At 35.8% G+C, this 14165-nt stretch carries 16 protein-coding genes and 1 pseudogene; 4 read left to right on the plus strand and 13 right to left on the minus strand.

Going from position 1 to position 14165, the window contains the following annotated elements; genetic code table 11:
* Complete coding sequence (locus J2Z60_RS06120) at window positions 1–1194, minus strand: RNA-guided endonuclease InsQ/TnpB family protein (RefSeq protein ID WP_209686811.1); 1194 nt, start codon at window positions 1192–1194, stop codon at window positions 1–3.
* Window positions 1195–1289: 95 nt separating this feature from the next.
* Between J2Z60_RS06120 and tnpA the strand changes: the two genes are divergently transcribed.
* Together tnpA and J2Z60_RS06130 are read left to right on the plus strand one after the other, a co-directional pair.
* Entirely contained in the window at window positions 1290–1754 is a 465-nt protein-coding gene (tnpA, locus tag J2Z60_RS06125; RefSeq protein WP_209686812.1) for an IS200/IS605 family transposase, read from the plus strand.
* Window positions 1755–1872: 118 nt separating this feature from the next.
* Window positions 1873–2697: an aldo/keto reductase gene (locus J2Z60_RS06130; protein WP_209686813.1), complete on the plus strand. Its 825-nt coding sequence runs from the start codon at window positions 1873–1875 to the stop codon at window positions 2695–2697.
* Between the two features lie 48 nt (window positions 2698–2745).
* Here J2Z60_RS06130 and J2Z60_RS06135 read toward each other — a convergent pair whose 3' ends face one another.
* The 7 genes from J2Z60_RS06135 to pnuC all read right to left on the minus strand — a co-directional run bounded on the left by J2Z60_RS06135 (window position 2746) and on the right by pnuC (window position 8320).
* Window positions 2746–3708, minus strand: a complete 963-nt coding sequence (locus J2Z60_RS06135; RefSeq protein ID WP_209686814.1) for an exonuclease domain-containing protein — start codon at window positions 3706–3708, stop codon at window positions 2746–2748.
* Between the two features lie 4 nt (window positions 3709–3712).
* A complete protein-coding gene (locus J2Z60_RS06140) occupies window positions 3713–4510 on the minus strand; it encodes an SIR2 family NAD-dependent protein deacylase (RefSeq protein ID WP_209686815.1) in 798 nt (265 codons plus the stop codon).
* Between the two features lie 5 nt (window positions 4511–4515).
* Complete coding sequence (locus tag J2Z60_RS06145; RefSeq protein ID WP_209686816.1) at window positions 4516–5157, minus strand: DUF421 domain-containing protein; 642 nt, start codon at window positions 5155–5157, stop codon at window positions 4516–4518.
* 2 nt (window positions 5158–5159) lie between these two features.
* Entirely contained in the window at window positions 5160–5609 is a 450-nt protein-coding gene (locus tag J2Z60_RS06150) for a DUF3290 domain-containing protein (protein ID WP_209686817.1), read from the minus strand.
* A gap of 1 nt (window position 5610) precedes the next feature.
* Entirely contained in the window at window positions 5611–6885 is a 1275-nt protein-coding gene (gene pepT, locus J2Z60_RS06155; RefSeq protein ID WP_209686818.1) for a peptidase T, read from the minus strand.
* A 75-nt stretch (window positions 6886–6960) separates the two neighbouring features.
* Window positions 6961–7473: a PAS domain-containing protein gene (locus tag J2Z60_RS06160; protein ID WP_209686819.1), complete on the minus strand. Its 513-nt coding sequence runs from the start codon at window positions 7471–7473 to the stop codon at window positions 6961–6963.
* Window positions 7474–7549: 76 nt separating this feature from the next.
* Window positions 7550–8320: a nicotinamide riboside transporter PnuC gene (pnuC, locus tag J2Z60_RS06165; RefSeq protein WP_209686820.1), complete on the minus strand. Its 771-nt coding sequence runs from the start codon at window positions 8318–8320 to the stop codon at window positions 7550–7552.
* A gap of 265 nt (window positions 8321–8585) precedes the next feature.
* Between pnuC and mscL the strand changes: the two genes are divergently transcribed.
* On the plus strand, window positions 8586–8969 hold the full coding sequence (gene mscL, locus J2Z60_RS06170; protein ID WP_209686821.1) for a large-conductance mechanosensitive channel protein MscL: 384 nt from the start codon (window positions 8586–8588) through the stop codon (window positions 8967–8969).
* Between the two features lie 36 nt (window positions 8970–9005).
* Here mscL and J2Z60_RS06175 read toward each other — a convergent pair whose 3' ends face one another.
* The 5 genes and pseudogenes from J2Z60_RS06175 to coaA all read right to left on the minus strand — a co-directional run bounded on the left by J2Z60_RS06175 (window position 9006) and on the right by coaA (window position 13488).
* Window positions 9006–11516 (minus strand): ATP-binding cassette domain-containing protein, encoded by a 2511-nt coding sequence (locus J2Z60_RS06175; RefSeq protein ID WP_209686822.1) that lies wholly within the window; start codon window positions 11514–11516, stop codon window positions 9006–9008.
* Window positions 11497–11685 (minus strand): hypothetical protein, encoded by a 189-nt coding sequence (locus J2Z60_RS06180; protein WP_209686823.1) that lies wholly within the window; start codon window positions 11683–11685, stop codon window positions 11497–11499. Before J2Z60_RS06180 ends, J2Z60_RS06175 begins: the two co-directional genes overlap by 20 nt.
* A gap of 11 nt (window positions 11686–11696) precedes the next feature.
* A pseudogene (locus J2Z60_RS10910) lies at window positions 11697–11924 on the minus strand (MerR family transcriptional regulator); the annotation flags it as partial.
* 143 nt (window positions 11925–12067) lie between these two features.
* Complete coding sequence (gene efp, locus J2Z60_RS06190) at window positions 12068–12637, minus strand: elongation factor P (RefSeq protein ID WP_209686824.1); 570 nt, start codon at window positions 12635–12637, stop codon at window positions 12068–12070.
* 11 nt (window positions 12638–12648) lie between these two features.
* Window positions 12649–13488 carry a type I pantothenate kinase gene (coaA, locus tag J2Z60_RS06195; RefSeq protein WP_209686825.1) on the minus strand — a complete coding sequence of 280 codons (840 nt, stop codon included), beginning with the start codon at window positions 13486–13488 and terminating at the stop codon, window positions 12649–12651.
* Between the two features lie 92 nt (window positions 13489–13580).
* Here coaA and J2Z60_RS06200 point away from each other — a divergent pair, with 92 nt between their 5' ends.
* Window positions 13581–14141, plus strand: a complete 561-nt coding sequence (locus J2Z60_RS06200; protein WP_209686826.1) for an SGNH/GDSL hydrolase family protein — start codon at window positions 13581–13583, stop codon at window positions 14139–14141.
* Window positions 14142–14165 lie beyond the last annotated feature (24 nt).

Here is a 14165-nt window from a genome sequence, read left to right on the forward strand (position 1 = left end):
TTAATTAACCGTAAGCTTTTTTGTACCGTTTGTCCCCATAACAAATTTACAGTCATAACAAGTCTGCGTTGTATAAGCTGGATTGACTAAAACGAAAGTTTTACCGTGCAGCGGTGCTTTATACTGAAGCATTCCAATAAATGTTCGCCAACCAACATCGCTAATGCTCATAGCCAAAGCGTGATCCTTCAATAAGTTCTTGCTTTTTAGATTTTCACCAACTACTAAATCGTGGTTCTTGATATATGCAGTTGAAAGTTGATCTAAAAAACTGTGTCTTTGATTGAAGATTCTGTGATGAAGTTTAGCCACCTTAATCTTTTGCTTTTGATAATTCTTAGACTGCCAAAGCTTGCGCTTTTCTTTCTTGGCTCTTCTGGCTCTTCTAGATAGCTTCCTTTGTTCTCTAGCTAGCTTATTTTTGATCTTTTGATAATACTTTGGGTTAGGCTCTTCATGTCCAGTTGTATCCATCAAGAAGTTCCTAACATTCAAGTCATAACCTACTTCAGAACTAGTTTTAGAATATGTTTCAGCTAGGGCATCATTGCTTTTAATTAAGAGTGAGATAAAGTATTCACCAGACGACAGATGAGAAATAGTGGCTTTCGTAATCCTAATTTCTTCGCCTTCAGGCAAAGGACGAGAAAGAACAACTTTCAAGTTGCCTAATTTGGGCAGCTTTAAGTGCTTCTTATCAATAAATCTAACTGTCCCATTGAATAAAGATTGCTTATTATCTTTAAGTCCAACATACTGACAATTAGTTGAATAAGACTGCTTTGGAGCAGATTTACGTTTGAACTTAGGATGACCTGCATGATTAACTTTTCTAAATAAGCTCCAGGCAGCTTGATAATTAATCTGAGTATTATAAGGCATCAAGCTATCTAAATCTTTATCAGCTAGCCAAGGGTATTTATCTGCAGTAATTCTGTCTAGTCCAGTCGATCTCTTCTTTGATTTAGCGATCACGTTTCCTTTAGAATTATAGCGCCAGTACTCTTCAGGTATTGGATAATGCTTATCTAATTTATTACGATGAATTGCACTGTCAGTACAAGAATTAGCTAAAAGCTGATTATAGATAAAGCGAGCAGTGTCCGTGTTCTTTTTGATAATGGCTTCTTGCTTATGATTAGGAAAAGCTCGCATCTTAAGACCAAGCATGTACTTCATTTCCGTTTTACGCATGTTTTTCACCGCCTGCAATTAATTATACCTTATGCCAATGTATGATACAATTATATTGTTAATGTCAGGTAATATAGGAGAACATATAAATGTCAATGAATAAGAAAAGAGACAAAATAAAAGATGCAGTCTATGAAAGAAGATATGTTTATACTACTCACTATCATCTAATCTGGTGTACCAAATATCGTAATCAAATTTTTACTACTCAAACACTGGCAAATGAGATGAAAGAGCTGTTACTACAAATTGCGCAAGATAATGACATCAAAATCGAAAAAATTGAAGTAATGCCAGAACATATTCATCTGCTTATTTCATTCAAGCCTCATAAAGCAGCTTCAAGCGTAATCAAAGCTCTAAAGGGAAGAAGTGCATTTTTATTTTTTCAAACTCATCCTGAGATTAAGAATTCTAAAATGTGGGGTGGACACTTATGGTCGTCTAGTTACTACTTGGGGACTGTAGGAAATATGTCGAAAGAAATTGTCGAAAAATATATCAATGATCAGATATACAATGCGAAAAAAGAAAAAAAGCCCTATCCATCCAGGGATTAAAATCCCTGGATTTTGGGGCAAATTTCATTAAAAATCATGCTAAAAAATACAATTTTTTTAAAATTATAGTTAACTTGTTACAATTAAGATGTAATTAGAGAAAGTGAGGTCAATCAAATTGGAATACTTTAACTTAAATGATGGTAACCGCATCCCTAAAGTAGGATTCGGAACTTACAAACTAAAGGGCGCCAGCGGCGTAAATGCTATTAAGGCAGCATTAGATGTTGGCTATCGCCTACTTGATTCTGCTGTCAACTATGAAAATGAAGGTACAGTTGGTGAAGCTATACGTAAATCTAGCGTTAAGCGTAGTGATATCTTTGTAACCTCTAAGCTTCCTGGACGCCACCATGACTATAAAGAAGCTATTGACCAAATTAAGGAATCATTGTTTGCTTCTGGATTAGATTATTTTGACATGTATTTGATCCACTGGCCAAATCCAAAGCATGGTGCATACGTTGATGCTTGGCAGGCATTAATTGATGCACAGCGCTTTGGCTTAGTTCGTTCAATTGGCGTTTCTAATTTTGAACCAGACCACTTAAGAAAGATAATTGCTGCAACTAGTGTAGTACCAGCTGTTAACCAAGTTGAACTTCACCCTTACTGGTCAAGTCGTGATGTTCGTGAGTTTGATGACAAGCACGGCATTATTACTGAAGCTTGGAGTCCACTCCGTCGCGGTAATGAAGTATTTTCTGAACCCATTATTAAAAAACTGGCTGAAAAATACCACAAGTCACCAGCTCAAGTTATCTTGCGTTGGGAAACACAATTGAATGTTGTGCCAATTCCAAAGGCAAGTTCATACGTCCACCAAGAAAGCAATATCGATATCTTCGACTTTGAATTAACCAAGGAAGAAATTGCCTCAATCTGTGCATTAGATGTCTTAAGCGCAAGACGTTTTGATCCAAATGAACATGAAGAAATGTAACTTTTTAACTTTAAAAGGGAATCTACAAAAATGGATTCCCTCTTTTTATTATGATCTTGCCCAATTATCTAAAACATTCAAGAAATATTCTTCTGACCAAATACTAATTTTTTGACCGCTCTTTTTTAGAGATTTCGCTTTAGTTAAGTCAACAATATCAGTTCTAAAACGATCATGATCACCAATTAATACATAATCAGTATCGCTGCCAACTTCATCTTGAACAATTCCGCCTAAATTTTTAATTGCATTAGCTAATTCTAACTTATCAATTTCCAAATCTCCAGCTACCACAACTCTTTTGTTCCTAAATGGGCTTCTGAAAACTTGCGTTTGCTTAACAATATCAGGCCACTCTTGACCCAAATCTAGCGTCTTTACCATCTCATGAGCCCTAAGTAAATGATCTTGCTTGAATTGCTCGTGGAATTTATCAAATACCTTCTTAGTATCTAAGCAATCATCTAAGCCACGATGTTCTTGACTTTCCGCAATCCCCAGTCGCTTCATACAATCTAGTAAGCGATTATGTCTTTCATTTGGATAAAAACTACGTGCCAAGCGATAGACATCTACATAATCATTGCTTAATACGGGCAAATTGAACTTCTGTGTTAAATCATAAACAAAATTCAAATCAAAGTTAACATTATAACCAACAATTGGATCACTACCAATGAAGTAGCGGTATTTTTCAATTGCTTCTTTCACTGGCATCCCTTCAGCTTCAATTTTAGCCTCATCAATTCCGTTTAATTTTGTAATAAATGGCGGGACATAATTAGACTTGGGAAACTTTACCAACTCAGAAAAAGTATCAACTACTTCTCCATGTCTGACCTTTAAGCCACCCATTTCTGTAATTCGATCACGCCATGGATAAAGACCAGTCGTTTCAACATCAATTAAAGTATAATTTTCGGGAAAACTAGGCTTTTCTATTCCTTTAGCACGGATCTTATGTTGTGATCCTGGGATATTTAATACACCCTGGACAATTGCAATACTCATAATATTATTTCATCTTTTCTAGTAATTCTTTGCTGCCAATATTTAAACCTAAGCCGCGATTTTTAAGACTATCTGGCAATTCATCACGGCTTAGGTCTGCAGCTATATACTTCCAATTGCCAAATTGCTCAACTAGTTTTACCATTGGCTCTAATAATTGGGGGCTAGTCAAGTCTACGCCTAATTCTAAGACAACAACTTTTTGATCCTCATTTCTAGTCAAAAACCAGCGAAAACGTGTATTAGCGTCCCCATCTGGGAAAAAGTGCTCATTAAGCGGCATATGCAATTCCATCTCTGAGTTGCAATCCTCACACTTAGGGACTTGTCCGCATCCAGCGACATAATCTTGTACTGCCTTAACATCTGACACTTGTCCATGATTCAGCCCACTAGAGCATTGCATCCTAGTCCAATCACCAAAAACATTAAAGATTCTATTTTCATCAAATCCTGCTTTTTCAAAGAAATGCCCATATGTACTTGTAGCAATAAAGTAATTTTTGCCTTGCAACAAGTCTACTAGTGTCTGCATTTCAGGACTTGGCTCATAGTCTAAGGAATATTGCTTTATTAATTTACTCCAAAAGTCCCACTGCTCATCCCAAGAATCGAATTTTTTATCTAAAGCATCAGCAATAGTGTGTACATGGTATTTTGGGCTAATTTGAGGATAATTGTATTCAAATCCTTCCTCACTAAGCATATCGAGCCCTTCCATTTGAGCAAAGCCATTCCCCGCCGTTACAATTACTGCATCAGCATCATCTAGCCATTTTTTTACTTCTTCTATCTGATTCATTAATTTCATCTCTTCTTTTTACTATAACCAATAAATTTCAGTTTTCTCTGATTATATTCAGCCAAAAATACATCTTCGATGTTCTCATATCCAGCATAACGAGCTTCTTGACGCAGCCAATTTTCAGATTTGCCAATTAATTCTAAAACATCTTCATTAATCTGCCCATCACTAATAATGGGGAAGCGAATATTAGATTCATCATTTTCAATCACAGTCAGTTGCCCATTTTGTTCGAAAATACAGTTTTTAACCTTTTCAACGCTATAAATACCACGGCTACGTAGTTTAAACATCAATTCATTAGCTGAAATTCCAGCCTTCATGCAGTTAGCCACTAAAACCTCACCATTTTTGATTACTTGGACAGGTTTGCCATCAACTAAATTTCTAATCCACCGATTGTGTTCACGGGCAAACTTCAAAATAAAGACTACCAATGTCCAAACTACCAAAACCAACAAAAATTGCAAAACAGTAATACTCGAATTATAGATCATACCACCTACAATTCCACCTAAAACGTAATTTTGTAGTTGATCCATTGCAGTCGTCGGTGCCAAGTTAGTCTTACCAAAAAGATTAATTTGCAAAATTAAAGTTAACATTCCTAAGGCAAACTTGATAAATAACTCTGTATAATTCATCTCTATTTCCTTATATCCACCTTATGATCAATAACATGTGCCCGCGTTAGGGTATAGCTATTATTATCTTCGTTTAAATGAAGCTGATAATCAATGTTCTTGGAATCAATCCTGACTATCATTCCATCTTGCAAGCTTGTAGCGTTTACCAGCACATCGCTTTGCTTGACATTATGGTCAATTGCTACAGCTTTAATAAAGGGAATGATCTGGGTAGCTTGAGCTTTTTGAGCGCTAGTTTGGACATACTTTTCATACTGTGTCCCCGCAAAGAGTAACAAAAACAGTAGTGCTATAATGCCTAAATCACGATATCGCGTAGCAAAGCGGTCTCTAAGATATAAGAAAGTAAAGACTAGTAAAGCTAGGGCTGCAATTATCATCAAAATGTATATAGTAGTTTTATCTTTTGCTTGATTGTTTTTTATGTAATTTAAACTATAAAAAGTCATCTTAGTATTTTCTTTTTAGTTCAGTTTCATCACGGTTATTATTCATCTTAAGGTGGGTTTTAACTATTTCTACCAAAGTTTGAGATAGTTTCATCATGCTTTCCGTTGTTACATATTCATAAGGTCCATGGAAGTTAGCCCCTCCATTAAATAAGTTAGGCGTTGGTATCCCCTTCTCAGAGATGAAATCACCATCAGTACCACCCCGAAATGGAATAACCTTGGGCTCAATATTTAAATTATGGTAAGCATGTAAGACGAGATTTACTACATATGGATGAGCTTTAATCAGATCGCCAGGGCTACGGTATTGATCATGCATCTCAAGTTTCACATGATCTTTGCCATATTTTTGGTTTAAATCAGCAACTATCTTATTAACTAGATTCTTTTTAGCTAAAAAAGTTTCCGTATCAAAATCGCGAATAATAAGTTCTACTTGAGCATGATCTACATTACCATTATTAGACACAACCATAAAATAGCCATCAAAGTCTTTACTCTTTTCTGGTACTTCATCACTAGGGAGGGCACTGATAAATTCACTTGCCATTACAGCTGCATTAACCATTAATCCATATGCTTCTCCGGGGTGCACAACCGTTCCCTGAAAATCGATCTTAGCATCTGCAGCGTTAAAAGTTTCATAAGCAATATCACCAATATCGCCATTATCTAAAGTATATGCAAACTCGACAGGGAACCGACTAACATCAAATCTGGCTGCCCCTTTACCAATTTCTTCATCTGGACCAAATGCTACCCAAATATCACCATGCTCTACTTCTGGATTATCTACCAAGTACTTAAGCATCCCTAATAACCCAGCAATTCCAGCCTTATCATCAGCACCTAAGAGCGTATCGCCACTAGCGGTAATCAGTGTTTCGCCAATATGCTTATTTAGGCTAGGGAATTCATCACTTGAAAGAATCAATCCATGACCCAGGTCAATATCTTGACCATTATAAGCTTTATGAACCTGGGGTGTTATATTTTCTGCATTAAAATCTGCCGTATCAACATGTGCAACAAAGCCAATTGGGGTTGCACTTTTATTACTATTGGCTGGCAACTTAGCGACAGTATAAGCATCTAAATCAGAATAAGATACATCAGTTAAGCCTAGTTTTTTTATTTCCTGGGCAATAATTTTAAGTAGTGTTACCTGCCCCTGAGTTGTTGGAATTGCATTGTTACTGTCATCTGAACGGGTATTCAATTTACAATATTCAATAAATTTATCTTGAATATAGTTGCCATCATAATCTGTCATGTTTAGTCCTCCTACTTTTAATGTTAATTTAATATTAATAAAGTTATACTAATAAAGAAAGGACTAGTCAAGCACCTAAGTCCATTCTTCAGATGCACCGGTACTTGTGTCTACTTCTGGAATATCTACTTCATTATCTGGATCATCTACTAAACTTTGACCAGTTGCTCTTAAATAAAATTTGACTAGTGGATAAATATCCTGACTTTCAATACCTATTCCAGCAAAATGACTATCCTGATCTTCTATTCGATAGTAAGAATCTACCACAAAGTGCTTTTTAGTATTACCTGAATTGCCCTTATAAATAACCTTTTTACCAGCTTTCAATTCCGCGAAAATTTTATTAGCTTCATTTACCTTATCGGGATCTTGTAAATACGTTCCAAATTCTTGCCCGATTTCATCAGGACTATAATTTAAATTCACAGGTTGCTTATAATAGTGCAGTCTTTTATCTGAATCAACAAAAGATAAGACACTAGTACTATTTAAAAAATTGTCAATTTCATTGATAGTCATCAACCCTGCATTCAATCTAATGTAATCTTTATTGTTGCTATTTTGTTCAAGCCAATTATCCTTCAAAATTATCACCTCAATTCTATTTTAGAGAATAAAAAAATAAGTTGAAACTAATTTGTTTCAACTTATTATCTAAATGTTAATCTTTTATTTCTTCTAGACCTTCGCGACGGCGACCATGATTGAACCATGGAGATACTGTAAAGGCTAAGACATCGTTCATAACATAAATTAATGAATTAACAGCCATTGCCAAGGTTGCATCCCCTTGGGCAAAAGTAATAGCCCACAAAATCAATTGAAATACACCTGAAGCAGTCCACCAGAAGTATTGGTTGTTATAACGCATAAAGCACATAATACCAGCTGTCAAAGAAATAGCAAAGCTGATAGCATCAATCCAAGGACGTGGATCATTAGTGAACTTGCCAATTAAGTAACCAGAAACTACATAAACAACTAAGGTACCAACGATAGCAACTAACCATTCCTTACCGCCAAACTTACGCAAGTGATTCTTAGTATCATCATTCCAAGATCTAACAGAGATAATCACTGGCAAGTCCAAAGTTAAGATATAAGCAACTTGCTCGAATATAGAAAGGTAATTCTTAGCTTCTAAACCTGCATAAATAAAGCAAGCAGCTGAAATTAACCCTAGCCAACCATTAATTGCCTTAGTAGCATTGATTGCTAATACACATAAAGTTCCAAGTAAAGTACCAATAAAGGTAATTACAGTAACTGTAGTAATCTTATTCTGAATTAAAATCGCTAATTGAAAGCCAAAAGCGAAAAACCATAACATATAATTTTGGATTGGCCAGCCTTGAAGCTGCTTAAATAACCAAACGAAGTAATTGTCTTTTTTGGTAGACTTAGAACCATTAAGTGATGCAGATTCTTGCATACTATCTCTCCTTAACTTTAATTAGGTTCACAATACTAGATATTGTGCCTTATCCGCGTTTTTATCAAAAAGCGCATCGATATCTAGTATACCAGTTCAAAATATCAAAGCAAGGTATTGACAAATTTAATAAATTATTGCATACCTATCAGATTGGGATTTGATTATATAAAAAATTTTTTTGAATTTAAAATAGATTTTTGACAATTATTTCTTTATAATCTTTATGAAAACTTTAATAATTTATTTGAAAAAGGAGAAATCTATGCTCAAAGAATTTAAAGAATTTATTTCTCGTGGCGATGTTATGAACTTAGCGGTCGGTGTAATTATTGGATCTGCATTTACTGCAATCGTTAATTCTCTAGTTACTAATTTGATTAATCCTTTAATTGGACTTTTTGTTGGAAGAATTGACCTATCTAACTTGGTCCTAAAAGTTGGCGATGCCACTTTCAAATATGGGAAGTTTATCAATGCTGTTATTAACTTTTTAATTATTGCATTTATTGTCTTCTTATTAATGAAGATGGTTAACAAGCTTATGCCTAAAAAGAAAGAAGAGCCTGCAGAACCAGAACCAACACAAGAAGAAGTTTACTTACGTGAAATCCGCGATTTATTGGCTGAACAAAAGAAGTCTAAATAAGGATTTTATAATAAAAACGACCCATTTGGGCCGTTTTTATTTTTCAAATTTATGCCAATAATCTTTGAGATATCGAATTGTCAAGCTATTGTTATCCATAATTAACTTATCTGGCTGACCACTTGCGACAATCTTGCCACCTTTATTTCCGCCTCTTGGGCCAAGATCAATTAGGTAGTCACAATTGATAACTAAGTTAAGATCGTGTGTAATTACAATAATGGTTGCACCTTGATCAAGTAGTCTCTGCATTACTTGGACTAGTACTCTAACATCAAGTGGGTGTAATCCTATTGTTGGCTCGTCAAAGACAAATAGAGTATCATCTTGCTTTTTAGAAAGGTGAGTCACTAATTTTAATCTCTGTGCTTCACCACCAGATAAGCTTGGTGTACTCTCACCTAAATGCAAGTAATCTAATCCTACTTCTTGAAGAAGCTTTAAATCACGCTCTATATTAGGGACTTTTTCAAATATTGGCAATGCTTGTCTGACATCGAGATTTAAGATATCAACAATCGAATAGCCATTCCATTTTATAGCTTTGATTTCTTTTTTGTAGCGCTCGCCATGGCAAGTAGGACAAGTTTGCTGCATATCAGGCAAAAATTGAATATCTAGCGTTACAATTCCTGTCCCATTACAAGTTGGACAAGCTCCTTGTTTATTATTATAAGAAAAATAAGTTGGCGTGTAGTGATGTTCTTTAGCTTGCGATTGACCAGCATAAAGTTTACGCAAATTATCCATTATTGAAGTATAAGTAGCAACAGTTGAGCGCAAGTTTTTGCCTACTGGGGACGCATCAACGCTCACTACATTATTAATTGGTGATGAAAAGCTTGTAACTTGCTTGGGTAAAGATAGTCCCTTTTTCTTATTCTGAATAGCTGCTACTAAGCTATCTAAGATTAGGCTTGTCTTACCTGCACCAGAAAAGCCTGTCACACCCGTCAACTGATTAACTGGTATCTGTGTCGTTACGTCCTTTAAGTTAAAATAGTTCTTAACTTCAAAACTAATCTTCTCATTATTAATTTCTTTAATATGTTGACGAACAATTAAGTCTGCATTGCCATTTAAATATGGGGCAATTAAAGAGTCTTTATTAGCTGCTATTTGACTTGGTGATCCCTGAGCTAAGATTCTTCCACCATTTTCACCTGAACTTGGCCCTATCTCAATAATTTCATCAGCAGCTGCTATTAAATCAACATTGTGGTCAACTACTACTAGCGAATTTCCTTGTGCCACTAATCTTCTTAAAATCTTGATTAAACCAGATACATTAGCCGGATGTAGTCCGATTGATGGTTCATCTAAAACATATAAAACACCAGTTGTTTCGGTTCTTAAGGTGCGAGCTAATTGAATTCTTTGTAATTCGCCAGTAGAGAGTGTATTACCATTTCTTGCAAGAGTTAAATAATCCAAGCCTAAATCAAGCAAAGGTTGCAAATTATCGTCAAATTCCGCAAATAATGACCTAGCCATTTTATGCATATTGTCTGCTAACTCAGACTGCAGCTTATCTTGCCAAGAGTGTAATTCTCCTAATTGCAAGTGTGATACTTGATCGATATTCAATCCACCAGCTAGCTGCTTAAGTAATTCAGGCTTTAAACGTGAACCATGACAGACAGGACAAGTTTGGTAAGAAAAGAATTCACTAATTCGCTTCTGGGAACGTTCACTCTTACTTGTTTGAGCTGACTTCAATACTGCTTGATGTGCATTTTCATAAAGTGTATTAAAATCGTGAAAGACACGCCCCGTTCCAGAAAGAAAATCCATTTTAAATTTTTGTTCTGGACCGTTTAAAACGAAGTCCTTTTCCTTATCAGTCAAGTCCTTATAAGGAATATGGATTCTAACCCCAGCATGCTCTGCTACACTTGGCATAAAGTTTCTACCTGGTAAGGACCAAGCCGCAACTGCTCCATCGGCAATAGTAAGATTTTCATCTGCAATTAGTTTGCTTTCGTCTAATTGACGAATCTTGCCTGTGCCGCCGCATTTAAGACAAGCTCCTGTGGAATTAAAAGAAAACTCTTCTGCACTAGGAACAGCAAATTTTACTTGACAGATAGGACAGGTAATCTTGCCCATATTTTCTTCGGAACGACTCATTGCCTGGGCAATATCCAAACTGGGACTTATCCTGTGACCATTAGGGCAGACAGGTGAACCTAGCCTAGAGAAGATTAAACGCAATACATTGAGCACTTCACTCATCGTTCCCACTGTTGCCCGTTCATACGGAATCGTAGGACGCTGGCGCAAGGCTAAGGCTGACGGAATATGCTTGACACTAGTTACATCTGCTTGGTTGCCTAACTTAATTCGGCGCCGTGTATATGTAGACAAGGCATCGAGATAACGTCTAGATCCTTCCTCATAAAGAATCCCCATCGCCAGCGAGCTTTTTCCAGATCCAGAAACTCCAGAAATTGCAACAAATTTATGTAGCGGAATATCAACGTCAATATTTTTTAAATTATGGACTCGACCGCCACGAACTTCAATTTTAGTAGGTAAGTTTTGCATTGTTAATTAATTCTCCAATTTTTTGAACATGATTTTGGGCAATTGGGCTGAGGTTAATCATTTCTTCAGCAGTTAGCCTTCTTCCAGTATTAAGAACACCACTAGAAATAACTTCTCCCAAATATTGAACCTTAGTATATGCAAAAATTCTTTTAATCGACTTTAACATTTATCCACCGACTAATTAAAGATGAAAATGAATACCAAAACACAGGCGGTACACTCTGTAGCTATTTCTGAACACCAAAACTCTCTTTCTGGAGTAGAAATAATTTTAACCTGATTTAATACTAATTTTATGTCATCTAATGATAAATCTAATTCACGTAATCCAGCAATTAATTCAAACTGATAGAGTTGATCGGGATCATATAGCCTGTATCCTTTTTCAGTTACTTTAGCTGGTGAAAAAAGTCCCTTTTAATCATAAAAGATCAGAGTACACCTTGTAGTTTTAGCCAATCTAGCAAATTCAGAAATTTTTAGCATTTATAGTTACCTTTAGGTCATAATTAAAAGAAAAAGCCCTAATTTCTTAGGACTACTTCAATCTAGAACTTATCAGCACGAGCCTTATAATCGCCATTCTCAGTACCGATTACCAACTCTTCGCCTTCTTTAATAAAGTCAGGTACTGTAACAACTAAGCCTGTTTCCATAGTAGCAGGCTTACCTCCAGCAGCTGCCGTTGCCCCTTTAATACCAGGCTGAGTTTCTACGACTTTCATTGTAACTGTTGAAGGCAGGTTGATACCAATTAATTTACCATCACTAGTGAACTTTAAGTCTACATCAATATTAGGCATCAAGAACTTAGACTCAGCTTCTAAGTGTTCTTTAGGAATCATGTACTGTTCGTAAGTATTAGTATCCATGAAGATATAGTTAGTTTCATCGTCGTACAAGTATTGTGATTTAACTAGTGATACTTCTACTAAGTCAACTTTTTCAGTTGGACGCATTGTCTTATGAACAACTGCACCCGACATCACATCACGTAGGTCCATTTGCATAACGGTGTTACCCTTACCTGGCTTGTGGTGGTTACTCTTTAACACTTCGATCAACTTACCGTCTTGACTAAAAATCATGCCTTTTTTCAATTCAATTGCTTGTGTCATCTTTTTTCTCCTCAGAATTTCCGTAAATAAATATCACTAAAAGAGTGATCGAATTTTTTCTTAAGAATCATATTCGCCCTTTCTTTAGTTGGAGCAATATACTCATCTAAATTTTTTAAATTAACATTTTTCCAAACTTCATGAGCAAACTCATCTGCTATGTAGCGTGGCTTATGCGCCCATTGATAAAAGAAGTTGCCTGGATTATCTTTATTAATATCTAGCATTTGATGAAAGCGCTGCATGTACCACTCTTCTAAATCTAGCCTGTCTGCGTCTAGATAAAAGCTAAAGTCAATAAAGTAATTGGGGGAAATTATACCCTGGGGAGCTTGTTGTAACATATTTATTCCTTCAACTATTAAAACATCTGGTTGAGTGATATATCTTACCTCATCAGACAAGTCTGATATTTCATGAGAATATACCCGATATGGCACACGAGTTGCCCCACTTTTAACTGAAGACAAAAAGTTCGCTAAACTTTTCCAATTAAAAGATGAGGGGAAGCCCTTTTCATCCATTAAATTTTTAGCTTTTAATTCATCATTAGACATCAAAAAGCTATCGGCAGATACTACTTGTACTTTCTCTTTAGAATTATTTTCAACTAGCTTTTCTTTTAAATTTTCGGCAAAAGTTGACTTTCCAACAGACACTGAACCAGCTACACTAATAATAAAGGGAGCTAGCGACCATGTTTGCTTTAACAAGTCTTGCTGCATGTTGATTACTTGTCTTGAATTATCTTTTTTAATGTTGATAATCTTAACAAGAAGCTGCCATACATCACTTGGGGGCATTAAGTTGCGCCATTTTTCAGGTGCTAAATGTAAGTACTGACTTTGCAAAAATGATCGCCTTCTTTCAAAAAAAACGCTTAACTAGTATTTTTACATTATTCAGACTAACATATTTATAGATAGAAAGAAAAGATGATAATATGCAAAAAATAATTTTATATGGCGATTCCATTCTAGCAGGTTATCGAAATGGTCACGCGACAGAACTTGTAACAGAGTCCTTGCAGACATACTTTTCAGATCATCAAGTCATCAATAGCTCAATTCCAGGTGCTACAACAGAAGAAGGGTTAGACTTTTTATCCTTAAAAGTAACAAATCTAAAATATAGCGCCGTTGTCTTGGGGCTAGGAACCAATGACTGCAGTGTTAAGTTGGGTTTATCACCAGGTCATTATGCAGCTAACCTTGATAAATTAGTGCAAATGATCGGTAGAGATAAAATTGTCTTAATGGGACCAGCTTATACCAACTGGAAGATTGCCGAAGATCATTCTTGGTCCCGCACCTTACAATTTCAGCTAGTAGCTCAAGAATGTGCTAAGCATAATAACTTGCCTTTCTTAGATTTAGCTAAAGCGATGGAAAACAGCAACCATCCTAATGACTTACTAGAAGATGATGGCATCCACCTTAATGATGAAGGAATTGCTCTTTTAACTAAAAAGCTAGCGCCATTAATTAAGGAAGTCCTTGCCTAATAAAAAAATCAGCCGCATTGCAGC

Origin of the sequence: Lactobacillus colini (assembly GCF_017874575.1) — a bacterium.
GTDB classification, from domain to species: Bacteria; Bacillota; Bacilli; order Lactobacillales; family Lactobacillaceae; genus Lactobacillus; species Lactobacillus colini.